This is a genomic window from Bacillus silvicola, from assembly GCF_050524305.1.
GTDB lineage: Bacteria > Bacillota > Bacilli > Bacillales > Bacillaceae_G > Bacillus_A > Bacillus_A cereus_AT.
Genome location: NZ_JBNGVC010000012.1, coordinates 303,415 through 326,540, shown reverse-complemented (window position 1 = coordinate 326,540; position 23,126 = coordinate 303,415). Strand labels below are relative to the sequence as shown.

Sequence of the window (23,126 nt, the reverse complement as noted above, 5' to 3'; positions counted from 1 at the left end):
TTTTCTTGAGTGGCTCCAAAAGTAAAGAATAGTTGCCGTCCTCCTTAAACGGTTAACTAACCCCAATTTTTTTCTATTTTGACGACATGCTCAACGCTGTGGAAAAATAAGTTTATTTTCTGTTCCTAAAAGCAGCCTTTGTATATTTTCCATATGCCTGAAAATAACCATAAACGCCATTAGGAATGCAAATATATAAAAATATAAGGTATTCCCAAAAACAGGAATAAATGAAATGACCGCAACAAGGAATGTAGCACATATTGTACCTAAAGAGACATAACGGGTTAAAGCTACTATTATCACAAAAAAGCCAAGGCATAAAAGGGCCATAACCCAGTCAACCATAAACAGTACAGCCACTGCTGTAAGTGCTCCCTTGCCTCCTTTAAACCCAAAATATACCGGCCAGTTATGCCCTATAACCGCCCCTGCGCCCGCCGCTAAAAGGCTTACGCAATCTTTAGCCTCTCCCGAATAAAAGTAAACGCTAAGGAACAGGCCTATATAACAGGCAATTACCCCTTTTAATATATCTCCCGCAAGAACAAACACCGCAGCAGATTTCCCAAGTACCCTCAGAGTATTGGTAAGCCCGGCGCTTTTGCTTCCATGGCTTCTTATGTCCTTGCCGTATATTTTCCCTACAATCACCGCTGTATTAAGGCTTCCTAAAAGGTATCCCAAAACTAATGCCGCAAAAATCTTTAAAATATCAATCATCACTCTTCTCCCTTTACATTATTCTGAATTTCTTTTTTTCTACATCAATACAGGGGTTTAGCATTGTTCTTCTCCAGAAAATTTTTCAATAAACTTCTACTTATTTATTCATGTTAAAAGGGCATCTACAATAAGGACGTTGAGAGTGACTGAATAGTCAGAAAAATGAATGATAAAAAATCCTTCATTAGTTACAACATTTTGGATCTAAACTGCACGCTTTCCTTCTTCTACTTCAATAATCCGATCAATTAATAAAAGGGGATAACGATGGGGAATAATTTCTTCAATTTGTTGAATATTGAGCATGAATGTCTCTCCTTTATACCATAGCTAGATATTTTAGTTAGTTTAATTTCCAAAAATAAAATGTTCGAATATTGACAACAATTAGTACCTGGTACTATTATTTGATTATATAACCAAGTGTGAAAATAGTAAAGGGGGATAAATGTATGCAATCAAAAGCAAGAATTACAGCTATTGGTACCTATGTACCTGAAAAAAAGCTGACCAATGATGATTTAGAAAAATTAGTAGATACAAATGATGCATGGATTGTACAAAGAACTGGGATGAAGGAAAGAAGAATTACTGGTGATAACGAATATGCCTCTACATTAGCTTTTAAAGCTATTGAAAACTTAGTGGAACGTTATCATAAAAGTCTTGTCGACGTGGATTGTATTCTCGTTTCAACAACTACGCCTGACTACACTTTTCCAAGTGTAGCCTGCCAAATACAAGAGTATTTTAATATTCAACATACAGGTGCTGTTGATTTCAATGCGACTTGTGCTGGTTTTACATATGGATTACATCTGGCGAATGGTTTAATTACATCTGGCCTTCATCGCAAGATTTTAATTGTAACGACAGAAACCTTATCTAAGATTACAGACTATACAGATCGAACTACATGTATCTTATTTGGAGATGGAGCCGCAGCTGTTTTAGTAGAGAAAGATGAAGAAGAGTCTAGCTTTATAGCTACCCATATTGGGACAAATGGGGAAGGAGGCATGCATGTATATCGTAAAAATTTATCTACTACCATGTTTGGAAATCCTTTAAGAACACATGGGAAGATAGTTCAAAATGGAAGAGAAGTATATAAGTGGGTAGCACGGACAATACCAATTGGTATTAAAGAATTGTTATGTCAAGCAGAGTTACAACTGGAAGAGGTGAACTGGTTTGTTCCACATAGTGCTAATTTACGAATGATTGAATCTATATGTGAAAAATCAGGTTTCCCACTGGATAAAACGTTAACAAGTGTAACATACATGGGAAATACTTCTTCTGTCTCCATTCCATTAGCATTAGACATAGGTATGAATGAAGGAAAGGTGAAAAAAGGGGATACTCTCTTACTCTATGGGTTTGGAGGAGGTCTTACACACGCTGGACATATCATTAAATGGCATTTAGCAAGGGAATAGGAGATGAAATATCCAATAATAACATAAACGTATTTTATTACATTAAAAATCTTTATAGGGATTCTGTTCCATCGCTATAAAGCTAAGTTTTTGCACTACCTCTAAAGCAAAAAAGGCGTTATCCTTTCTGTAGAATCATAGGAAAGGATGGCGTTTTTGTATGCCTATTTCCATAGATGGGCTATATCTTTATTACACAATACGAAAGTATACTATCTATGCAATTATGCATATTTAGAAAAAGATACACTTAATAAATATTACATATAGTAAATGGAAACTTATGGTGTTATTCTTTTGAAAGGCGTAATATGTCAATCATTATAGAAGATGTGGTGGCTCCTTGATAAAGAAGTTCTTTTTTTCTGAAAAATGCATATTAATTCGATATTTATGATAAATATTCAGTTGGATGATTTTATGTTTTCTTAATTTATTCCTTTATATCTACAATGATTATTCATTATAACAGTTTTTACGTCTAAAATAAGATGTTTCAGCAAAAGGGAATATAACTATCTTTATAATGAGTTCCCAACATAATTAACGTGTTAACAAAAATGATATCTGTATTATTTTCCCCTTTTTGCTAACTAATACAGCTTCAAACAATGGACACAATTAATACATAGCAATTGTAATTTATTATCTATTCATAATTCTGTTTATTCAGTCTTTCTAAAAATAAAAAAATATTAGACTCGCAAATATAAACGTTATAATGAGGGCGTCGAGAGGTAATCGGTTACCTGCGGAGAAAATATCAAACATTTTAAAGTTGGACAGACTGAAACGATTAATTGCAGAAGGGTGTGTGACCAGAAGGGGAATTTCTTCAAGATAGTTTAGTAGCAACGGACATCGTATTAGCTGGTGTACACAATATCATCAATGTTGACGAAGTATAGGGTTGGAGGATAAATACCTCGCAAACAGGTTTAGGTGGAATCGTTTACAATGTGGTGCACCTAGTAAGTGATTCATTTTTTAAGAATGGTCTATATTCTTAAGCCTAAAAAGAGACGTAAGAATAGGATACAAGGGGGATTTATTATATGAATGGGAATACTGCAAAAAAAATAGAATTTCAAGCTGAAAATACTGCAGTGAAAAATGAGAACTATCTAGATCCTAAAAAGTGGCATAAACAAGATACTACCTGGGCATTGAGCCTTTTTGGAACAGCGATTGGAGCAGGAGTACTCTTTTTACCTATTAATGCAGGTTCAGGTGGTTTATTATCATTACTGTTAATTACCATACTTGCATTTCCTGTTATGTATTATTCACATAGGGCACTTGCTAAAATGATATACGCTTCTAATTCTGCTGATGAGGGGATTACAGGTACAATAAGAGAGTATTTCGGAAATAAGGCAAGTATAATTTTTAACATAGTATATTTCGTTTCAATTTATACGATAGTGCTGATGTATTCGGTTGCACTTACAAATACTGCAAGTAGTTTTATCGTGCATCAATTGCACATGCCGGAGCCCCCAAGGGCCATTTTATCTCTTGTATTAGTGCTCGGCCTTATAGCTATACTAAATTTTGGTCAAGATATTACTGTGAAAATCATGAGTATGCTAGTGTATCCTTTCATAGCTTCTCTACTTTTTATCGCAATATCTTTAATTCCACAGTGGAATACGTCAATGCTTAGCTTTTCAAGTGTTTCTACTACTTCAACAGGAACAGGATATTTGGGAACGATATTGATGATACTGCCAATCATAGTATTCTCATTTAATCATTCACCTATGATTTCATCATTTGTTGTGAAACAGAGAGCTACGTATGGAATAGACGCTACTGATGCCAAGTGTGCTCAAATACAAAAAGTTTGTTATATCATGACATTCGCTGTTGTTATGTTCTTTGTTTGGAGCAGTACTTTAAGTTTGACTCCAGATGATCTTAAGGTGGCAAAAGAACAGAACTTGTCAATCCTATCATATCTTGCTAATGAGCTTAATTCGCCTGTAATCACTATTGCAGCTCCTATCATTGCGTTTGTGGCTATTACAAAGTCTTTCCTTGGCCATTATATAGGAGCGTATGAGGTAATGCGTGACATGATTATCAAGTCAGGTAAAAAACGTGGGAAAGATATAGGAGAAAAAACAGTTAAGACAATGATTCTTACTTTTGTCGTATTAACATGCTGGTATGTAGCTTATGCAAACCCAAGTATTCTTGGAATCATTGATGCCCTTAGCGGTCCGTTAGTGGCTGCCATCTTGTGTCTATTACCAATGTATGCGATTCGTAAAGTACCAGTACTAGCTAAATACAGAGGGAAAATGAGCAATGTATTTGTCATTGTTATAGGTATACTTACTGTCTTAGCAAGTATTAAGTCATTATTTTAATTCACTATTGTTGGTTTTAGTTCAAAAATAGTGGAATATGAAAAAAGAATGAAAGATCTTATGGATAAGATAAATCCACACTCGAATTTTAACGAAGATTAAACTCTAATATAAAAAGACATGAACAAAGATTAGTTCATGTCTTTTTTGTGTTGGCTTTATTCCTAGAAGAGCGTTTAAAGCAGCGGTAGCAAATAAAATATTTTTACTAGATGTTTGAAATTAGGGGCAACGGGCATCTAGTCAAACTCAATATTATTTTGGGTTTAACTGATCACTGTTTATGGGCAATATAAGCATAATCTCTCTTGTAAAATTTCTAAGGCTTCTTCGGGCATTTCTCTGACCTTGATATCCCCACCTAGGAAAAGTAGCCAATTTATTATTTCTGTTAATTCATCGAGATTGTTAACATTGATAAAAGTCTTTAGAATGGCTGTGGATTGGTAAGGATCTGTATAGGAAATTGAAACTTTTAAAGGATGATATTTTTTGAACTGGGCAATCGCTTTTGGACCAAGTTCAATTACGAGGTTAATTGCTTCGTCCCTCTTACTTAGTTTTTCTAAAATCTTTTTCTTACTTAATCTTTGTTTCGGTTTGTAGGGTTCGACATTGGTGAGATGGTCGACAGGAAATATTTTCTTCTTTTCTTCCTTTAAGTCAAAGCCTTCAATTATCCAATGGCTTTTTTCTTTATAAAGGTGCAATAGATAAATTGGATAAGACTTGATTTCCTTCTCTTCTTTTATGGTAATCAATAAATGGCTATCCAAAAGAAGGATTTGGATGAGTTTTTCTAACATAGGATGAGGGAGGTCAGAAAGCTCAAGTAGGTCCGGATTATTGGGATTAGTCCCTTCAAAAAGCAAGAGCTGATTTAAAACAACAAGGTCATCCTGCTGGTTTTCTGAGATGAGTCCTAGTAGTTTTTCAGCTAAAGATTGACGACTCTTTAGATAAGGGAGTTGTTGATTTCTTGTGGCCATAAAGGCAATAAAAAGAGCTTTAACCTCATTATCGGTAAAGCGAACAACGGGCAGGATAGAGTTATGCATGACAGAATATCCTCCATCTCTTCCAACTTCAGCGACAAGCGGCATCCCCATAGCTTCAATTTCTCTAATGTCTCTAATAGCTGTCGATCGTGAGATGTTAAATTCTTGTATGATTTCAGAAATTGTAAAGTGGGAGCGGTTGTTGATGTACCGCATGATAGTATTAATTCGTTCAACTTTTTTCATTTTGTGCTCCTAAACAGTATCATTTTTTGACATTATTTAAGGGTATTATAAACTCATCAAGTGAAAAGATAAATCGTTTGATTCATTTAAAAGTGAGGAAGGTTTTGAATATGAAAAATTATACAATAGAAGAAAAAGATAGTTTTATCGTGTTAGGTATTGGAACTGAACTTAAGAGCCACTACACAGACTTTGCGGGCATAAACAAGGAAAAGGTAGACTTTTGGCTAGCCGTCGAACAAGATGGAAGGTTGGACACTTTAAAAACTTTAGCTACAAATGATTACATTTTTGCTGTGAGTGAAGCGGTGAATAACAAGATGATGTATTATGCTGGTGTCATGACAGAGGCAACGATACAAGAAGAATCTAGAGTTATCCAGTTTCCGAGGGGAGAATACCTAGTAGTTAAAGGGGAGGGCAAGACATCTGAGGAGCTAAGTAATAAGCTTACTGGTATTGCATTTGGTCAAGCATTAGCAGAAGCAAAAGATTTTGCCTATGTTGGTGGGCCAAATACAACAGTTGAGATGGGGCAGCGAAACGGCCTAGTATTTGGTGAAATATGGATTCCAGTTGTTAGGAAGTAAAGAGTTAAAAGGAGAGATGGAATTGTCCAATATCGTAGATTTTAAAAATGTAACTACAGCCGGTTTAGAATCTTCACCTGTAGCAGAAGCGCTGGCTGGTTTACGCGCCCATGAAGCTCGTTACTTTATGAACAAATATAAGCATGAATTTACGGTTGTACCAGCTAGTGAAAGCGAGGAGACTCTTAATTATGTGAATCGCATTTTGAAAGAAGAACGTAATATTGAGTTTGCGGCTAAACCTTTAGAAACATCGTGTTTTCAAGTGGAAAATATTAAATTTTCCTATGTCTTCTATGAGGATGGTCTTGCAGTTAACGTCATGTATACGCTGGATAATCCGAAGAAGCGGGCTGTTGGATTTAAGCTTTCTGAGGGAATGGAGATACCAAAGGAGTTAGAAGAGAAATTTAAGTTTGCTAGGCAGAAGTCTAAACTTGCTGGAACAATTCGAGGTTCGTTTTTTGTAATTAAAGGAGAATATAGTACAAGTTGAATAATTCAATATTTTGTTGTATTGAGTTGTTCTTTTAAAAGGCGTGATTTTGAATCGTATTTCTCAACAATCGTTATACACCAGTGTGATACAATAATGTTGGATGGGAGTCCAATACATAGTATTAAAATTAAGATGGTTCAAGTTGGAGGAAGACACCTTAAGGTGTCTTCTCTTTATTTTTGCTGTTTTCGTAAATTTTGTTGTTCTTTATAAGGTATCCCTTTTCTCAAATGGTGTTTTCTGTTTTGTATACTTCTACATATCTTTCGTAGTCTAATACTTCTATAACACTCGACCATTTGAGGACTTTTCCTACAAAGTTTCTAATGTCTAATCCCTGCATTTCATATGATTTTTCTGTATTAGTTGTTCCAGCTGCATCTTTAATAAATGTTACTTTGTATCCTCTATCAAATGCGGAAATAGCCGTAAACATACAACAAAATTCAGTCTCAAAACCAATAATAAAAAGATGATTTACCCCTAATTTATCTAATGTATTTGAGAGTTCGGTATTGAAAAATGAGCTTGGTGTTTGTTTTTCAAGTACATAATCAGCATAGTCTTTTAATGAATTATGTAGTTCAGAACCAATAGAACCTCTACACAAAGGACTTTCTTCTGTGTCATCCAAATGCTTCATAAAGATTACAGGACTATTACTTTCTTTGAAATCGTTAATCACATTTTCCATCAATGAAAGTTCTTCTTTGAAATCACCTAAATTAACAATGCCATTTTGCACATCAATGACCAAAAGTGCTTTCATTTTCTCACCTACCTATTTTTGCGATAGGTATATACTTCTATAGAGAGTGGGGAATGCCTTCATATTTTGCAAACTTATGCAACACGAAGCATTTCAACTGTTGTATTATTCGATTTTCAAAAGGACCTGCTCAATTCATGCGTAAAAACATAAAGTAAAATGAATCCATTAAAATACATGAGTGACCCCTAGTTTTCCCCTCTTATCTAAAGGAGGAACTATTATGGGATTTGGTGGTAGTTGTGGCGGCGGCTTTGCTGGAGGATTTGCTTTATTAGTTGTATTATTTATTTTATTAATCATAGTTGGGGCTAGCTGCTTCTGCTAAAAAAACTATTAGAAAAGACACTCTTATTCGAGTGTTTTTTCTTTTTCTTAACAGAGTGCTGACGACAAAACGCAGATTTTATACGCTAAGGATATGCAGGTTACGCAAACAGTTTGAAATGCCAAATGGACAGATCATCAAATATAAGCTATCATCAACAGCTTGGATGTGAATTTTTGTTTAGGGGGTATATTAAAACCTTTGCTTGATAGCGATGGGGGTTAGCCTAATATCCGTGAAATGATGGCTATTTTTATGTTTTCAATGACTGTTATTAAAATAGGGGCTAAAAATAAAACACCCCTCTAAAAAAGAGGAGTGTCCCATCAATCTCACGAAGCATCCGCACCTTCAAACTGACTATTGTAAAGCGAAGCATAGAAACCATCAGCTTTCAATAACTCTTCATGATTACCTTGCTCTACAATATCCCCATCTTTCATGACAAGGATTAAATCTGCATCACGTATTGTTGATAATCTATGAGCGATAATGAAGCTTGTTCTACCTTCCATAAGGTTTTCCATCGCTTTTTGAATCAGTACTTCTGTACGAGTGTCAATGGAGCTTGTTGCTTCATCGAGTATTAATATTTTCGGATCCGCTATAAGGGCACGTGCAATTGTTAGTAGTTGCTTTTGTCCTTGGGATACGTTGCTTGCTTCTTCGTTTAGTTCCATTTGATATTTATTTGGTAATGTTTTTACGAAGTTGTGAACGTGAGCTGCTTTCGCTGCTTCAATTACTTCTTCGTCTGTAGCATCGAGTCTACCGTAACGTATATTTTCCATGATGGATCCGTTAAATAGCCAAGTGTCTTGAAGTACCATACCAAACATGTTGCGCAGGTCTTCTCGCGTGAAGTCTTTTATATCGTGACCGTCGATACATATTGCACCGCTGTTTATGTCATAGAAACGCATTAACAGTTTTACAATCGTTGTTTTACCAGCTCCGGTTGGTCCGACGATTGCTACTTTTTGTCCAGGTTTAATGTTAGATGAGAAATTATTGATGATGATCTTATCTGGATTGTATCCAAATTGAACATCTTGGAAGGTAACTTCTCCTTGAACCTTTTGCAGCTTCACTGGATTTTCTGCTTCTGGCACTTCCTCTTCTTCTTCTAAAAATTCGAAGACTCTTTCTGCAGCAGCCGCAGTGGATTGAAGTACGTTTGCGATTTGCGCTACTTGAGCGATGGGTTGCGTAAAGCTTCTAACATATTGCACAAAGGCTAAAATGTCTCCAACCGCGATGGTTCTCTTTACCGCAAGCCATCCACCTAAAATAGATACAGCGACGTAACCGATATTACCGATAAATGTCATAATCGGCATCATCATTCCAGATAAAAATTGAGATTTCCATGCGGAGTGGTAAAGGGTATCATTTACCTTTTCGAATTTTTTTACTTCTTCTTCTTCTTTGTTAAAGGCTTTTACAATATTGTGACCACTATAAATTTCTTCGACCTGACCGTTTACGTGTCCTAAATATTCTTGCTGGGATTTGAAGTATTTTTGTGATCGTTTTACGACTGCCATGATGAGAATCATCGATACTGGCAATATTAAAAGCGCCACTAATGTCATCTGCCAGCTGATTGATAACATCATGATAAGTACACCGATGATTGTAATAACGGATGTGATGATTTGCGACATACTTTGGTTTAAAGTTTGGCTCACCGTATCTACGTCATTTGTAATTCTCGATAATACTTCGCCGTGCGTTGTTTTATCAAAGTATTTCAGCGGCATACGGTTAATTTTTTCATCGATTTCTTTTCTGAAGTTATAAGATACTTTTTGAGCTACTCCAGAAATAATGTACCCCTGAATAATACCAAACACAGTGCTCAGTATATATAATCCAAGGAGTAAAATGACAATGTTTCCGATATAGGTAAAGTCAATGGCCGCACCGGGTGCTCCTGATACTTTGCTTACGAGTCCTTCGAAAAGTTTTGTTGTCGCTTTTCCTAAAATTTTTGGACCAACGATTGTAAAGGCTGCACTACCGATTGCGAAAAGGATAACGATTAAGATTGATAATTTATAGGGCTTCAAGTATTGAAGGAGTTTATTCATCGTTCCTTTGAAGTTTTTTGCTTTCTCAATCTTTCTCATGCCGCCGCCCATATGACCGCCACCGCCAGGGCCAGGACCGCCTTGTTTTCTATTTTCTATTTTTCTATCACTCATGATGACAACTCCTCTCTTGAAAGTTGTGATAAAGCAATTTGCTTATAAACTTCACAGTTTTCCATAAGCTCTTCATGAGTACCAGTTCCAACTATTTTTCCTTCGTCAAGTACAATAATCTTATCGGCATTCATGATTGTACTGATTCTTTGGGCAATAAGTAAAATAGTACTTCCTGTAATCTCATTGTTTAAAGCTCTGCGCAATGCTGCGTCTGTCTTAAAGTCAAGAGCTGAGAAACTATCATCGAATATGAAGATTTCCGATTTTTTCGTAAGAGCACGCGCAATAGAAAGTCTTTGTTTTTGACCACCGGAAACGTTCGTACCACCTTGTGATATTTCTGTATGGAAGTTTTCAGGTTTCGCATTAATAAACTCCATAGCCTGCGCGATTTCTGCCGCTTTTTCGAGTTCTTCTTCAGTTGCTTCTTTCTTACCGTATTTCAAATTACTCTCGATTGTACCTGAGAAGAGAACTCCTTTTTGCGGTACATAACCAATTTTCTCTCTTAATTCCTTCTGAGATACTTCTCTAATATCCGTGCCATCTATTAATATTTGGCCGCTTGTGACATCGTAAAAGCGTGGAATTAAGTTGATTAATGTTGATTTACCACTACCTGTACTTCCGATGAAAGCTGTCGTTTCACCAGGTTTTGCAGTGAAGGTGATATTGGAAAGCACATCTTCTTCTGCACCTGGGTATCTAAAGCCAACATTTTTAAATTCAACGTAACCTTTCTTGTCTGAAGCAAATGTTTTCGGCTCTTTTACATCACTAATGGTAATGTCAGTATCTAAAACTTCTGCGATACGTTGTGCGGAAACTGAAGCACGTGGAACCATAATAGATACCATTGAAATCATTAAGAAGGCCATGATGATTTGCATTGTATATTGCATAAATGCCATCAAATCACCAACTTGCATATGTCCCATATCCACTTGGTGTGATCCAACCCAAATAATAAGTACAGTAACGGCATTCATAATAAACATCATCATTGGCATCATAAATGACATTAAACGGCTTACAAATAAATTTGTTTTTGTTAAATCTTGATTTCCTTTTTCAAATTTCTTTTCTTCATGTTTTTGATTATTAAAAGCACGAATAACGAGCATACCGGTTAAAGATTCACGAGTGATTAAGTTAATTTTATCTACTAACTTTTGGATACGCTTAAACCTAGGAATCGCGATGCTAAATAAACCAATGACTAGGCTTAAAATCGCAATTACCGCAACTGCGATAATCCATCCCATTGAAAGGTCTGTAGTAAGTACTTTAATAATGCCGCCGATACCTAAAATTGGTGCATAGAATACAATGCGAAGCATCATAACCATAAGTGTTTGAACTTGCTGGATATCATTTGTACTTCTTGTGATTAGAGATGCAGTGGAAAACTTATCAAACTCTGCATTCGAGAAGTTTGTAACTTTCCGGAATACTTTCTTTCTAAGGTCTCTGCCGAGTCCTGCAGCTACTTTTGCAGCAAGTAAACTCACGATAACGGTAGCTGCCATACTTACTAAGGATAAAAGTAGCATTTTCCCGCCGGAAGTAAGAATAAAATTAGATTGAAGCTTATCAGTATTGATACCGATCTTCTTATACTCATTCTCAATGTATGAAACAGCTGATTGTGTTACCATGCTGCCTGGCATATTCTTAAACTTTTCATCTGCCTTTTCTTTCATTGCATTGATTTGATCTTGAGGAAGTTTCGCAATGATTGCAAAAGGATCTGTATTTGGCGGAAGCTTCGCTGGTGTGTTGTTGTCACCTGTCGCAGCAGGAGAGAAAGCAGATGAGCCACCTTTTTCAATTCCTTGTGTAATTAACATTGGTTTCCCAAAGATATCGTTAAGTTCGTTAATTATTTTTTTATCTTCTGTATGTAGCTTATATAGTGGCTCTTTATCAAGCTGCTGATAATCTTTTAAGTCATTTTTTAGTTCACTTTGAGAGAGGTTGTTCTTATCTAAAAGCACATAGTTGTCAGCAACTTTTTTCTTCTCATTTTCATTCATAAAGAGCGTAAGTTTATCCATTTCACTTTTACGAATAACCTCAGGTACTGCATTTTCTACACCTTTTTGTTGAATCCCTACATTGACAATGTTAGACATGTAGTCTGGCAGTGATAGATCGCATACTGCCTGCACAGTTAAAAGACATACAACTGCAATGATGGAAGCAACAAATGGCTTTAAATGTTTGATAATCTTTAACATTTAATTCATCTCTCCATTTTCCTTGTCTAATTTTTTTAGTTTTTACTCCGTTTCTCTCCTTTATTCTTCGTATTCTCAGTAATTCATTCCAGTAGCTCTTTACGTATTTTCGACCACAGATTAATTTTATGACTATATGAAGATATGATGCAACTTTTAGGGGGGAGAATTTTGTGATAAATTTGTTAAGGGTTTTAAACGGTAATATAAAAAACTCTTTCTTTTTAAGTGGGATGGTGCAGGTCGTGTTTCATATATGTTGGAAAATGAAAGATGAGGAAAAAGTTGCAAATGAATGAAATGGAGCGACAGTTCAAAACACAATACTCCTTTTAATAGGAAGCGAGGTTATATGTTTAATTAATATGATAATAAATTTCCTTTCTTATTTATATAAAAGAAATAATTAGTTCTTCATAAAATTAAAAAACACACTATTTTTTCTTGAGATCATAGGAAAGGATGGCGTGTTTTTTCATTATTAAGGGGATTTAGTTTTGTTAGCTTTCCTGAACAACAAACAAAACGCCACCAAAATTATGGTAGCGCCTACGATAATTACTATTGGTTTAATCATTAATAAGTATATCTGGACCCTTTTTCAACATATACGAGAAACCCGAAATAAATACGATACTAAATATAATAATGGAAGACCACATATTAAAATGAAATTCTTTACCTACAACTAAATAGTAGATGTTATGGACCAAGAAATTAGCACCTATGATAATCCCACCGAACATTGAACTAATTACAAGACTGATTAAATAAAATTTGAGCTTCTGAAACATTTCCCCTCTACTCCTTTTCTAAAAAAACAACTTTTTTTTGGATGTTTTAGAAAATTATAACATTTATCTTTCTGATATTTTTAAATCTATAATATATTTAAGTTTATTTTAAGAGAAGAAGGATTACCTACCCAAATGACAGAGTATATGTTGTCTAATGTAGATAAATATTTAGCTTCAGGTAAATACATTGGTGGTGGAGTAAATGGTAAGTTTGAAAGAATATCTTTAGGAATATTCCTTTCCGTAATTTTAATAATAATCCCCTTACTTTTTAAGTATGGAGTTATATCTGTAGGGATTTTTTGGTGCTAAAAAAAGACTTTATGGCAATGAACGGTTTTAGTGAAGGGGTGGCCGATAAAATCTTGTATCATGTTTGCAATAGAAGTAACAGGAAAAAGGATAACTACAATTAAAGGCTTATATGATTAACCTTAGTTATACAAAATTAATAAATATAACAAGAAAACTATCAATTTGATTAATCTTTTTTCAAATTGATAGTTTTTATTTTTGAAATAAATAGCTATTTTATAAAAAATGTTTTTTTGACCCCCATAAATCTTTTTGTTCCTTCGAAATATATATAGTGAAGAAAGCAAATGAATGAAAAAGAAGTCATGAAAGTAAAAGTACACATCGAAAACAACATTGAAGCATTACTAAAATTGCTAGATTAAGTGGGGAATCCGAAAGTAAAAGCTAAAATTACCAAAAATATAGAGAAGAGTTATTCAAAGATTGCGGCTAAAATAGAAAAAGAACAAGAAAAACTAGCGGACGCTATTGCAAAAGAAAACAAGAAAGCAGAACCAAATACAGACTTCACTCTAGCGCAAGTAGAAAAGAATAATCATCTGAAAAATCGGTCGTGAAAAATATGAACAACAGCAAGAAGACAAGCTAAAAGAAAAGTACTAAGAAAATGTGGTTAAATGGTCACTTGTTTAGTGACCATTTTGCTATTTAAAGCAGAAGGAGGGAGAGGGATTACAAGTGTTGAGTTTAGTAATGAAGATCTTAAGAAAACCGAAAATAGAAGATATCGTATTTAACATACAAAACAACGGTGGAGATAAGGACGCTTTTATCGTACAGTATCAGCCGTTTATTAGAAAATCAATCTCGTCTGTCTGCCGCCGATATATTACAGAACAGGATGATGAATATAGTATTGGATTGTTTGCGTTTAACGAGGCAATTGAACAGTATTCATATAAAAAAGGAAAATCTTTTCTAGCGTTTGCTGATCTTCTTATAAAAAGAGATGTAATTGACTATATACGCAAGGAGTCTAAGCATAATCTTGTCTTTTTAAAAGAAGATAAGCAAGAGGAAATATTAGAAATGCAAGTATCGCTTACGGAGTATATGAAAGAGATAGAAAATAGTAACCGTAAGGAGGAAATTCTTCATTTTCAAAGTGTGCTAGCTGAGTTTAAAATCACATTTTCAGAGCTTGCTAAGGAATCTCCTAAGCATCGTGATACGCGTGAGCACTTAATAGAAATTGTAAAGATTATTATAAAAGACGAGAAAATGATGGAAGAGCTGTTCAGAAAGAAAAAGTTACCGCTGAAACATATTGAGCCACGTGTTAGGGTAAGTCGTAAAACGTTGGAGCGACATAGAAAATACATTATTGCAATGTGTATTATCTTTGCAAATAACTATACATATATTCTTGATTATATAAGAGGGGGGAAGCATGATGAATAAAGGAATTGTGATGGATATAAAAAAACATAGCGTAGTTGTTTTAACTCCAAATGGAGAATTTATTTCGTTTAAAAGAAAAGCGCACTCTTACATGATTGGAGAAGAAATCTCGTTTAAAGAACAAGAACAAAGAGCACCGCGTTTTTCAATCCCTTCTTCCTTAAAGCCTGCATCATTACTAGTTGCTTGTTTTCTATGTGTGTTGCTGTTTTTCTACAACCAACCGGAAGAAAAAGTATTTGCTTATGTCTCAGTTGATATAAATCCAAGTTTAGAGGTGAGCGTAACAAAGGATCTTCGTGTTATAGATTTGCGGGCTTGTAATGATGATGGAAGGCGTATTTTAAAAGAAATGAAGCGATGGGAAAATAAACACCTGCAAGACGTAATACGTACTATTATAAAGCAGAGTCAAGAGGATAAGTACTTAACGAATGATAAGCAAGTTATGCTAACAGCTGTTACAAAGGACAAGTCGTTAGAACCACAGTTGGAAAAGGCTATGCAAAAATTAAAGAAAGAGTATGAAACAAAACACGTTAAAGTCGTATATCAAAGCAGTACGATGCAAATGCGTGAGAATGCCATGAAAGCAGGAGTTGGCACAGGTGTTTATATAAAGCAAGAGAATGAGAAGCAGAAATCGCTTACTCCTCCTGCGCCGCCGTCTAATCAAGAGCAACCAAAGTCATCTCCTGATGTATCATCGGATTCGTCTCCTGCAAAAGAAGAAAGGTACGAGAAGCAGGAGCATATAGAACAAAAGCAATCCAAGGAACAGCAACTGAAGCAAATAAAAGAAAATAATGGACACCAGCAAGAGAATAACGGTAGAGGATCTCAGCAAGGAAATAATGGACACCAGCAAGAGAATAACGGTAGAGGATCTCAGCAAGGAAATAATGGACACCAGCAAGAGAATAACGGTAGAGGATCTCAGGAAGGAAATAATGGACACCAGCAAGAGAATAACGGTAGAGGATCTCAGCAAGAAAATAATGGACACCAGCAAGAGAATAACGGTAGAGGACCTCAGGAAGGAAATAATGGACACCAGCAAGAGAATAACGGTAGAGAATCTCAGCAAGGAAATAATGGACACCAGCAAGAGAACAACGGTAGAGGATCTCAGAAAGAAAATAATAGAAATCAGCAAGAGAACAACGGTAGAGGATCTCAACAAGGAAATAATGAACATCAGCGAGAAAACAACGGTAGAGGATCTCAGAAAGAAAATAATAGAAATCAGCAAGAGAACAACGGTAGAGGGTCTCAACAAGGAAATAATGAACATCAGCGAGAAAACAACGGTAGGGTGTCTCAGTAAGAAAATAACGGGCCTAATAATGAGGGGGAAAACATTCCTGCCACACAGCATCAAGGGGATGGAAAGAAGAATCTATAGAATATGAGAATTCGTTTCATGTTAATAAACCCCTCTAGTTTCAAACTAGAGAAATTTTTATTATTTAAATTTTTTAAATGACGGACACAAAATGGTGTATCCTTTCGAATTATATATATGGATATCATTAATATTTATATAAAAGGGGAGAAAAAATATGAAAAAAACAAAAGAAATGTATGAAGAAATCGCTGAAGTATTAAAGGTATTGGCACATCCTGTCCGTTTATCCTTAGTAAAAATAATGCTTGCAAAAGGCCCTACGAATGTAACAACAATGTATGGAGTTTTACAAATGCCCCAAAGTACAATTAGTCAGCATTTGTCCAAACTAAAAGCCGCTAAAATCGTTACAGGTACTCGGAAAGGATTAGAAATTTATTATGAGGTAACGGACAATCGTACAAAAGCGATATTATCAAGTTTAGTTTAAATGCTGACTTTCTTGAATTTAACAGTAAGATGAGAATAAGAAAGAAATTTTGTTCCCATAATTTTTTAGGATTTTACATAAGAGCTATATTTATAAGAATATGTAATTTTCTTTCACTACAGTTAATTCCTTTGAGAAATAAACTTTTTTTCATTTTAGGGGTATTTTTTGTTAGCTTAATAGTGATGTGACGATACCCCTATTATAAAATTTCAGAAGAATTTTTGACATAGAAGATGTAACACAGTAAGTAGAGTTCTTTTACTCATTTAACCTCTTCATCTGATGATCTTTTCCCCATTCAAATAGCTCATCCATAATTTGCATTAAAGATTTTCCATGTTCGCTTATTGTGTACTCAACCTTTGGTGGTACTTCTTGATATACAGTACGATGGATAATCCCATCAGCTTCAAGTTGCCGAAGTTGTTGTGTAAGAACTTTTTGCGTAATGTTTGGGATTTCTCGTTTGATTTCATTCGTTCGCATTTTTCCATCCATCAAAACACATAAAATATGAACTTTCCATTTTCCTCCAATCACGTCGAGTGTCGTTGCGATTGGGCAATCATCATTTTGATTCATATAACACCTCCACAGGTACTTTAAGGTTCCTATAGTACCTGAAAGTACGTACTTTTCAATTATATGTGACTCATTCATACTAATACTAAAGCGTTTGAATTATTTATAAGGGGGAAGAAAATATATGAAAACACTTGTAATTGTAGCACATCCTGATATTGAAAAGTCTCGAATTAATAAAAGATGGGTAGAAGAACTTGAGAAATATTCAGATGAAATTACGGTGCATGAATTATATAAAGCGGCACCAAATTGGGAGTTTAATGTTGAAGAGGAACAAAAGCTGTTAGTAGAGCACGACCGATATATATTTCAATTTCCACTCTACTGGTATAGCTCACCACCATTATTAAAAAAATGGTTCGATGATGTATTAACATATGGATTTGCCTACGGATCAAAAGGGGATAAAGTGAAGGGGAAAGAATTTGGTGTAGCTATTTCTATAGGTGGCTTAGAAAAAGACTATAAAAATAGCGGAATTACGATGGATGAATTGAAGAAACCATTTCACGCTACAAGCTTATATACAGGAATGGAATTTATACCATCATTTTATTTATATGGAGCAGAATATGAAATCAGTGATGAAGAGATTAATAAAAGTGCACCTGAGTATGTGAAATATGTGATGAATAAGGAGTATTCTAATATATAAGGAGAAATAGCCATTTACTTGTTAAGTAGATGGCTATTTTTGTATATGTATTTAATTCATTAAGTTTAATCTTTAGTAAATTAATAGTTAATCTGATAAAATAAAAAACCTAATATATATAAAGGGGAGTTTTACTTGAGAACGATGCGACAATTATTACAAAAGAGAGCAATGCAATCACTGAATATGGAAGCACTTGTCGGGGGAGAGAAAAGGTATTCGTTTCAACAATATAATGAACGAGTAAACCAGCTTGCACATTACTTGTTACATTGCGGTGTGCAAAGAGGAGATCGCATAGGGATCTTATGCAAAAATAATCATCCGTTTCCAAGCGTTATGATGGCAAGCTTAAAAATTGGAGCGGTATTTATTCCGCTAAATCATCAGCTTACTGTTTATGAATTAGAAACGATTGTAAAAGAAGCAAAATTAAAAGTATTAGTTATTGATGATGAATTTAGTGAAGTTTTATTAAAGGTTGATGCTGTTAAAGATATTCCTTATGTAATTAAAACGACAAAAGAAGGCTTTGGTTCATTTGAATTAAAATTACAAGAACAGTCAATTACAGAGCCGAACGTGGAAGTTCATGAAGAAGATGATGCCATTTACTTGTTTACTTCAGGAACGACTGGACAGGCAAAAGCATGTGTAATTGGTCATAAAAACTTACACCATTATTTTACTGAGATTGCGGGGCAAAGAGAAATTCCAGCAGGTGAACGCTTTTTATCAGTGCACCCATTGTTTCATATGAGTGGCGTGCTTTCTATTTTAAATTGTATTTATCATGGTGTTACGATGATTTTCTTAGCTGATTCGAATCCTACTCTTATTTGGGATAAGATTGAAGAAGAAAAGATTACTACGATGCTTGCGTTCCCAGCTGTTTATAGTTATATGCTTGATGAACTAAATAAACAAGAGCGTAACATTTCGACTTTGAAAGTAGCACAAAGCGGTGGTACAAAAGTACCGGAAACGCTTATTCAAAAATATATGGAAAAAGGAATATACATGGTGCAAGGCTATGGTAGTACAGAAGGTTGGGTCGTAACTTCATGGCATCCAAATATGGGAAAAGAAAAAATGTCTTCTGTAGGGAAAACACTTAAGCATGTAGAATTAAAAATTATTCATCCAGAAACGGGTGATGAACTAGCAACGAATGAAGTTGGAGAGATCCACGTAAGAAGTCCTTACATGTTTAAAGGATATTGGAATAACGAAAAGGCGACGGAGAAGGTAGTAAAAGATAATTGGTTTAACATGGGTGACGCCGGCATGATAGATGATGATGGATTCCTACATATTATGGGAAGATATAAAGATGTTATCGTGCACGGTGGTGACAACGTATATCCAGATCAAGTAGAAGATGTAATTCATGAAATAAATGGAGTTCTAGAAGTTGCAGTAGTTGGGATTCCAAATGATTTTTGGGGAGAGATTCCGACAGCTTACATTGTAAAAGACATTCAAACATCTTTAACAGAAGAAGAAATTATTCAGCATTGTAAAGAAAAACTAGCAAGCTATAAAATACCAGAAGTTGTATTTATGGACGAATTACCGAAAAACGCTTTAGGGAAAGTGTTGAAGAGGGAATTAAGGGATGTTTTTCTTGTAAAATAAAAAAGGTTATCAAATAATGAATAATCCAGTTATGTATAAAGCATAACTGGATTTTTGTTTATAAAAAACATAATAATTTACTAGATTTTGTATTTTGTGTAAGATAATAAAGAATATTCAATAAAATAATTAAAGGAAGAGATATAAATGAAGCTGCCGCTATTACAAGTAGAGACAGAGAGACTTATTATTCGTCCATTTCAAAAAGAGGATTATGAAAATTGGTTAGATGGCTTCAATAAGAGGTTACCATCTCAACATAAATATGATGATGGCTATCATGATATGTCGTCTTCAACGAAAGAATGGTTTACGGAATGGATAAGAGGTTTTGATGAAGCGGCACATCGAGATGAAATGTACGTATTAGGCATATTCCGAAAAGAAGATGGAGCGAATATTGGAAAACTAGAACTTATAAAAATTTTACGTATGGATTATCAATGGGCAATGATGGGTTATTCTATTCATAATCAATATTGGAAAAATGGCTACGGAATTGAAAGTGTAAAATCGACGTTACCGTTGTTTTTTAATAGTTTTCAATTCCATAGAATCGAATTACATATACATGTTGATAATGAGCCATCCGTTCGTCTTGCAGACAGAGCCGGATTTTCCTTTGAATGTAAGAGGGAAGCATTTTCTCAGGAAAATGGTAGGTGGGTAGATTTTCTTATTTATTATAAAAATAAGGAGATGAATATATGAAGGTACTTGTTACAGGTGGGAATCGAGGATTAGGATTGCAGTTAGTAAAAGTATTTCATGAAAATGGACATATTGTTTATCCACTAGTTAGAAGTAAGGAAGCGATAGGACAATTGAATAAGGTTTTTACTTCTAGATGTTTTCCTATTTTAGCAGACTTGTCAGATGATGAGAGTACTGAGAGTATTAAGGAGCAAATTGGAGAGTACACAGAGCATATTGATCTAGTTATTAATAACGCTGGAATTACTGGAAAGGAAACTGAAATTTTACGTACAAATTCAGAAGAGTTAATGGAACTATTTAACCTTCATTGTTTAGGTGTTATTCGAGCAATAAAAGGTACGTATTCAGCTTTAACTAAATCAAATCAGCCGAGAATTATAAACGTATCATCTCGTTTAGGCTCTTTACATAAAATGGCCGAAAAAGAATTTCTACAAGGGCAGTTCTCATATTCATACCGGATCGCAAAAGCTGCACAAAATATGTTAACGCTTTGTTTACAACAAGAGTTTACGGATAAAGGAATTCGTGTAACCGCAATTCACCCTGGAAAGTTAAAGACTGACATTGGTGCTTTTGATGCGAATATGACTCCTGCTGAAGGAGCTCAAAATATATATGATTGGGTAATGGATTCAAATGAGGATGTTTCGGGTAAGTTTATTGAACCGGGTATAGGGGAGTTAAAGTGGTAATGTACGATCTTACAACCATTCAAAATATATTTGGGCCTTTAAAAAAGTTTCAAAAGAGGATTAGGGGATATGAGAATGAAAAAAGTAAACGTAGTCCATTATGATGCATTTAGTAATAAGCCGAATATGGGAAATCCAGCAGGTATTGTATTAAAAGGAGATGGATTAGCGGAAGAGGAAATGCAACTCATTGCTGAAAAGGTTGGATTTAACGAAACAGCTTTTGTTCTTTCTTCAGAAGTAGCAGATGTAAGAATTCGCTATTTTACGCCTGGTCATGAAAATGATTTATGTGGTCATGCGACAGTAGGGACTATATATGCACTTCATGAAAGAGGATTATTAGAAGGGAAACACAATTTAACAATTGAAACGAAGGCAGGGATTTTGCCGATACATATAGGTGCGAATAAAAGTGGGGAAACTTTTATTAAAATGAGACAAGCAACACCACGGTTTCAAAATTTTACAGGTTCCAAAGAGGCATTAGCTTACAGTATTGGTCTTGAAGTAAATGATTTAGATGAAAAATTACCGATTGTATATGGAAGTACTGGTATTTGGACTTTAATTGTACCTATTAAAAAACTTGAAGCATGTGAAAGGATGAAACCTAATAATAGTGAATTTCCATCTGTATTAAAAGAAATGCCAAAGGTTGCTATTCATCCACTTTGCTTGGAGACATATGATGCAGAAGCAAAAATGCACGGTCGTCATTTCTCATCACCTTATTCTGGAACAATAGAAGATCCAGTGACAGGAACTGCTTCAGGTGTAATGGGAGCCTATTATGCGACGTATTTAGAGAACAATTTTGATCATGAACTGGAGTCAATCGTTGAGCAAGGACAGGAAATAGATAAAGACGGTCGTGTGACGGTTTATGTAACGAAAGATGTAGAAAATGAGAAGTTACAAATAGATATTGCGGGAACAGCGGTATATGTGAAAGAGTTTGAAATTTCAATATAAAAAAATAAAGCCCAGCATATAGCTGGGACTTCTCTTTATCTGTTCAATACTTCAATATACGAAGCATCCCCAGTTGTTCGAATTGTAGAGCGGAAATTGTTGTGTTCTAACGTTTCAGCAACTTGTTTTAATTGCTGTGCATCATCGTGATGAATGAGTAAACTATCTGCACCACTTTCTTCTATATGAATATGCTCAACATTTCCAATCGCTTCATGTATAGCTTTTAAAAATTCAGGTTTCATATTGTCCTCCTATATGTATGTAACGTCGTTAAATAGTATTTCCTTATTTTTGAAATATAAAAGTAAATGAAAGGAGAAATGAAAATGAATATAACGCAGTTTAAAGAACATATTACATCACTTTTTGAAGAGCATCTTAATAAATACGGTGATGACGAGTATGGTTTCACTCACATTAGTAAAGAGGGATTTCACAAAATAGGTTACACGACAAATTTGACGCTAGAAACAATTGAAGAAGCATATCGAAATGGGGTTGATATGATACTTACACATCATGCACCGTGGAGTTTTTTATTCGGTATGGAAGAGGCTTGTATTGAGAAATTAAAAGAATATGAAATGAACCATTTTTGGATTCATTTGCCGTTAGATTTTGTAAAGTTTGGCACATGTACGTCGTTGTTTAATGAAATTGAGATACATACAATACTGGAATATTCCACGTATGAGGAAGAAGAGCTACCGGGAATAGGAGAATATAAAGAAGCGATTCCCTTTTCAAACTTAGTTGAAAAACTTGAAGAGAGAATGGAAGAGAAAGTGAAGAGCTGGAAAAATCATGACAGACCAGTGAAACGGATTGCGATTTTAACGGGTGCAGGGAACAATACAAACCTTATTGAGCGTGCACTAGAAAAAGGTTGTGATACGTACATAACGGGAGAAAAAACATTATATACGGTGCAACATGCAAAATTTAAAAGGATAAATTTAATTGTAGGTAGTCACACATTTACAGAAGTGTTTGGTGTAGAAAGTTTGGCTCGTAAGTTAAAAGAAAGAGATAATTCAATAGAAATTACTAGATTAAATGAAGATCATTTGGAGTGAGG

The 23,126-nt window shown here is 34.8% G+C and carries 23 protein-coding genes and 2 pseudogenes; 16 read left to right on the top strand and 9 right to left on the bottom strand.

Annotated features, from left to right (window positions below; all coding sequences use genetic code 11):
• Positions 1-90: 90 nt before the first annotated feature.
• Entirely contained in the window at positions 91-723 is a 633-nt protein-coding gene (gene plsY / locus ACP6L7_RS13550; RefSeq protein ID WP_097832610.1) for a glycerol-3-phosphate 1-O-acyltransferase PlsY, read from the bottom strand.
• A gap of 117 nt (positions 724-840) precedes the next feature.
• Positions 841-1,032: pseudogene (locus ACP6L7_RS13545) on the bottom strand (hotdog family protein); the annotation flags it as partial.
• A gap of 146 nt (positions 1,033-1,178) precedes the next feature.
• On the opposite strand from ACP6L7_RS13545, the gene ACP6L7_RS13540 reads away from it, so the two are divergent.
• Both ACP6L7_RS13540 and ACP6L7_RS13535 read left to right on the top strand, forming a co-directional pair.
• On the top strand, positions 1,179-2,168 hold the full coding sequence (locus tag ACP6L7_RS13540; protein ID WP_097832611.1) for a ketoacyl-ACP synthase III: 990 nt from the start codon (positions 1,179-1,181) through the stop codon (positions 2,166-2,168).
• 1,055 nt (positions 2,169-3,223) lie between these two features.
• A complete protein-coding gene (locus ACP6L7_RS13535; protein ID WP_097832612.1) occupies positions 3,224-4,543 on the top strand; it encodes an aromatic amino acid transport family protein in 1,320 nt (439 codons plus the stop codon).
• Positions 4,544-4,824: 281 nt separating this feature from the next.
• Here ACP6L7_RS13535 and ACP6L7_RS13530 read toward each other — a convergent pair whose 3' ends face one another.
• Complete coding sequence (locus tag ACP6L7_RS13530; protein WP_097832613.1) at positions 4,825-5,787, bottom strand: helix-turn-helix transcriptional regulator; 963 nt, start codon at positions 5,785-5,787, stop codon at positions 4,825-4,827.
• Between the two features lie 110 nt (positions 5,788-5,897).
• On the opposite strand from ACP6L7_RS13530, the gene ACP6L7_RS13525 reads away from it, so the two are divergent.
• Positions 5,898-6,377, top strand: a complete 480-nt coding sequence (locus tag ACP6L7_RS13525; protein ID WP_097832614.1) for a GyrI-like domain-containing protein — start codon at positions 5,898-5,900, stop codon at positions 6,375-6,377.
• A gap of 22 nt (positions 6,378-6,399) precedes the next feature.
• Positions 6,400-6,873 (top strand): DUF8821 family protein, encoded by a 474-nt coding sequence (locus ACP6L7_RS13520; protein WP_489686865.1) that lies wholly within the window; start codon positions 6,400-6,402, stop codon positions 6,871-6,873.
• 229 nt (positions 6,874-7,102) lie between these two features.
• On the opposite strand, the gene ACP6L7_RS13515 is transcribed toward ACP6L7_RS13520, so the two are convergent.
• Positions 7,103-7,645, bottom strand: a complete 543-nt coding sequence (locus ACP6L7_RS13515; RefSeq protein ID WP_097832615.1) for an isochorismatase family protein — start codon at positions 7,643-7,645, stop codon at positions 7,103-7,105.
• A gap of 223 nt (positions 7,646-7,868) precedes the next feature.
• Between ACP6L7_RS13515 and ACP6L7_RS13510 the strand changes: the two genes are divergently transcribed.
• Entirely contained in the window at positions 7,869-7,973 is a 105-nt protein-coding gene (locus ACP6L7_RS13510; protein ID WP_063219790.1) for a YjcZ family sporulation protein, read from the top strand.
• 332 nt (positions 7,974-8,305) lie between these two features.
• Here the strand turns inward: ACP6L7_RS13510 and ACP6L7_RS13505 are convergent, their stop codons facing one another.
• The 3 genes from ACP6L7_RS13505 to ACP6L7_RS13495 all read right to left on the bottom strand — a co-directional run bounded on the left by ACP6L7_RS13505 (position 8,306) and on the right by ACP6L7_RS13495 (position 13,217).
• On the bottom strand, positions 8,306-10,180 hold the full coding sequence (locus ACP6L7_RS13505) for an ABC transporter ATP-binding protein (protein WP_097832616.1): 1,875 nt from the start codon (positions 10,178-10,180) through the stop codon (positions 8,306-8,308).
• On the bottom strand, positions 10,177-12,423 hold the full coding sequence (locus tag ACP6L7_RS13500; protein WP_097832617.1) for an ABC transporter ATP-binding protein: 2,247 nt from the start codon (positions 12,421-12,423) through the stop codon (positions 10,177-10,179). The genes ACP6L7_RS13505 and ACP6L7_RS13500 overlap by 4 nt, the downstream gene beginning before the upstream one ends.
• A gap of 569 nt (positions 12,424-12,992) precedes the next feature.
• On the bottom strand, positions 12,993-13,217 hold the full coding sequence (locus tag ACP6L7_RS13495; RefSeq protein WP_097832618.1) for a hypothetical protein: 225 nt from the start codon (positions 13,215-13,217) through the stop codon (positions 12,993-12,995).
• A gap of 129 nt (positions 13,218-13,346) precedes the next feature.
• Here ACP6L7_RS13495 and ACP6L7_RS13490 point away from each other — a divergent pair.
• The 5 genes and pseudogenes from ACP6L7_RS13490 to ACP6L7_RS13470 form a co-directional block, all read left to right on the top strand.
• Positions 13,347-13,636 (top strand): annotated as a pseudogene (locus tag ACP6L7_RS13490) (hypothetical protein); the annotation flags it as partial.
• 264 nt (positions 13,637-13,900) lie between these two features.
• Positions 13,901-14,095 (top strand): hypothetical protein, encoded by a 195-nt coding sequence (locus tag ACP6L7_RS13485; RefSeq protein WP_240523212.1) that lies wholly within the window; start codon positions 13,901-13,903, stop codon positions 14,093-14,095.
• 121 nt (positions 14,096-14,216) lie between these two features.
• The gene (gene sigI, locus ACP6L7_RS13480) at positions 14,217-14,939 is read left to right on the top strand and encodes an RNA polymerase sigma factor SigI (RefSeq protein WP_097832619.1); all 723 of its coding nucleotides are present in this window, start codon (positions 14,217-14,219) and stop codon (positions 14,937-14,939) included.
• Positions 14,932-16,266 (top strand): anti-sigma factor domain-containing protein, encoded by a 1,335-nt coding sequence (locus ACP6L7_RS13475; protein ID WP_430529282.1) that lies wholly within the window; start codon positions 14,932-14,934, stop codon positions 16,264-16,266. The genes sigI and ACP6L7_RS13475 overlap by 8 nt, the downstream gene beginning before the upstream one ends.
• A 235-nt stretch (positions 16,267-16,501) precedes the next feature.
• A complete protein-coding gene (locus ACP6L7_RS13470) occupies positions 16,502-16,777 on the top strand; it encodes an ArsR/SmtB family transcription factor (protein WP_097832621.1) in 276 nt (91 codons plus the stop codon).
• 261 nt (positions 16,778-17,038) lie between these two features.
• On the opposite strand, the gene ACP6L7_RS13465 is transcribed toward ACP6L7_RS13470, so the two are convergent.
• Positions 17,039-17,362: a winged helix-turn-helix transcriptional regulator gene (locus ACP6L7_RS13465; protein ID WP_097832622.1), complete on the bottom strand. Its 324-nt coding sequence runs from the start codon at positions 17,360-17,362 to the stop codon at positions 17,039-17,041.
• 124 nt (positions 17,363-17,486) lie between these two features.
• Between ACP6L7_RS13465 and ACP6L7_RS13460 the strand changes: the two genes are divergently transcribed.
• The 5 genes from ACP6L7_RS13460 (at position 17,487) to ACP6L7_RS13440 (ending at position 22,045) form a co-directional block, all read left to right on the top strand.
• On the top strand, positions 17,487-18,020 hold the full coding sequence (locus ACP6L7_RS13460) for an NAD(P)H-dependent oxidoreductase (protein WP_097832623.1): 534 nt from the start codon (positions 17,487-17,489) through the stop codon (positions 18,018-18,020).
• A 135-nt stretch (positions 18,021-18,155) separates the two neighbouring features.
• A complete protein-coding gene (locus ACP6L7_RS13455) occupies positions 18,156-19,658 on the top strand; it encodes a class I adenylate-forming enzyme family protein (protein ID WP_141533443.1) in 1,503 nt (500 codons plus the stop codon).
• Between the two features lie 147 nt (positions 19,659-19,805).
• Positions 19,806-20,369: a GNAT family N-acetyltransferase gene (locus ACP6L7_RS13450; RefSeq protein ID WP_097832624.1), complete on the top strand. Its 564-nt coding sequence runs from the start codon at positions 19,806-19,808 to the stop codon at positions 20,367-20,369.
• The gene (locus tag ACP6L7_RS13445) at positions 20,366-21,070 is read left to right on the top strand and encodes an SDR family NAD(P)-dependent oxidoreductase (RefSeq protein ID WP_097832625.1); all 705 of its coding nucleotides are present in this window, start codon (positions 20,366-20,368) and stop codon (positions 21,068-21,070) included. The genes ACP6L7_RS13450 and ACP6L7_RS13445 overlap by 4 nt, the downstream gene beginning before the upstream one ends.
• A 75-nt stretch (positions 21,071-21,145) precedes the next feature.
• Positions 21,146-22,045: a PhzF family phenazine biosynthesis isomerase gene (locus ACP6L7_RS13440; protein ID WP_097832626.1), complete on the top strand. Its 900-nt coding sequence runs from the start codon at positions 21,146-21,148 to the stop codon at positions 22,043-22,045.
• Between the two features lie 35 nt (positions 22,046-22,080).
• On the opposite strand, the gene ACP6L7_RS13435 is transcribed toward ACP6L7_RS13440, so the two are convergent.
• On the bottom strand, positions 22,081-22,290 hold the full coding sequence (locus ACP6L7_RS13435; protein WP_000801638.1) for a hypothetical protein: 210 nt from the start codon (positions 22,288-22,290) through the stop codon (positions 22,081-22,083).
• Positions 22,291-22,374: 84 nt separating this feature from the next.
• Here ACP6L7_RS13435 and ACP6L7_RS13430 point away from each other — a divergent pair, with 84 nt between their 5' ends.
• Positions 22,375-23,124: a Nif3-like dinuclear metal center hexameric protein gene (locus tag ACP6L7_RS13430; protein ID WP_097832627.1), complete on the top strand. Its 750-nt coding sequence runs from the start codon at positions 22,375-22,377 to the stop codon at positions 23,122-23,124.
• Positions 23,125-23,126 lie beyond the last annotated feature (2 nt).

Coding starts and splice junctions, on each gene's coding strand:
- plsY (WP_097832610.1), bottom strand. CDS start 723: ATGATTGATATTTTAAAGATTTTTGCGGCATTAGTTTTGGGATACCTT.
- ACP6L7_RS13540 (WP_097832611.1), top strand. CDS start 1,179: ATGCAATCAAAAGCAAGAATTACAGCTATTGGTACCTATGTACCTGAA.
- ACP6L7_RS13535 (WP_097832612.1), top strand. CDS start 3,224: ATGAATGGGAATACTGCAAAAAAAATAGAATTTCAAGCTGAAAATACT.
- ACP6L7_RS13530 (WP_097832613.1), bottom strand. CDS start 5,787: ATGAAAAAAGTTGAACGAATTAATACTATCATGCGGTACATCAACAAC.
- ACP6L7_RS13525 (WP_097832614.1), top strand. CDS start 5,898: ATGAAAAATTATACAATAGAAGAAAAAGATAGTTTTATCGTGTTAGGT.
- ACP6L7_RS13515 (WP_097832615.1), bottom strand. CDS start 7,645: ATGAAAGCACTTTTGGTCATTGATGTGCAAAATGGCATTGTTAATTTA.
- ACP6L7_RS13510 (WP_063219790.1), top strand. CDS start 7,869: ATGGGATTTGGTGGTAGTTGTGGCGGCGGCTTTGCTGGAGGATTTGCT.
- ACP6L7_RS13505 (WP_097832616.1), bottom strand. CDS start 10,180: ATGAGTGATAGAAAAATAGAAAATAGAAAACAAGGCGGTCCTGGCCCT.
- ACP6L7_RS13500 (WP_097832617.1), bottom strand. CDS start 12,423: ATGTTAAAGATTATCAAACATTTAAAGCCATTTGTTGCTTCCATCATT.
- ACP6L7_RS13495 (WP_097832618.1), bottom strand. CDS start 13,217: ATGTTTCAGAAGCTCAAATTTTATTTAATCAGTCTTGTAATTAGTTCA.
- ACP6L7_RS13475 (WP_430529282.1), top strand. CDS start 14,932: ATGAATAAAGGAATTGTGATGGATATAAAAAAACATAGCGTAGTTGTT.
- ACP6L7_RS13470 (WP_097832621.1), top strand. CDS start 16,502: ATGAAAAAAACAAAAGAAATGTATGAAGAAATCGCTGAAGTATTAAAG.
- ACP6L7_RS13465 (WP_097832622.1), bottom strand. CDS start 17,362: ATGAATCAAAATGATGATTGCCCAATCGCAACGACACTCGACGTGATT.
- ACP6L7_RS13460 (WP_097832623.1), top strand. CDS start 17,487: ATGAAAACACTTGTAATTGTAGCACATCCTGATATTGAAAAGTCTCGA.
- ACP6L7_RS13450 (WP_097832624.1), top strand. CDS start 19,806: ATGAAGCTGCCGCTATTACAAGTAGAGACAGAGAGACTTATTATTCGT.
- ACP6L7_RS13445 (WP_097832625.1), top strand. CDS start 20,366: ATGAAGGTACTTGTTACAGGTGGGAATCGAGGATTAGGATTGCAGTTA.
- ACP6L7_RS13440 (WP_097832626.1), top strand. CDS start 21,146: ATGAAAAAAGTAAACGTAGTCCATTATGATGCATTTAGTAATAAGCCG.
- ACP6L7_RS13435 (WP_000801638.1), bottom strand. CDS start 22,290: ATGAAACCTGAATTTTTAAAAGCTATACATGAAGCGATTGGAAATGTT.
- ACP6L7_RS13430 (WP_097832627.1), top strand. CDS start 22,375: ATGAATATAACGCAGTTTAAAGAACATATTACATCACTTTTTGAAGAG.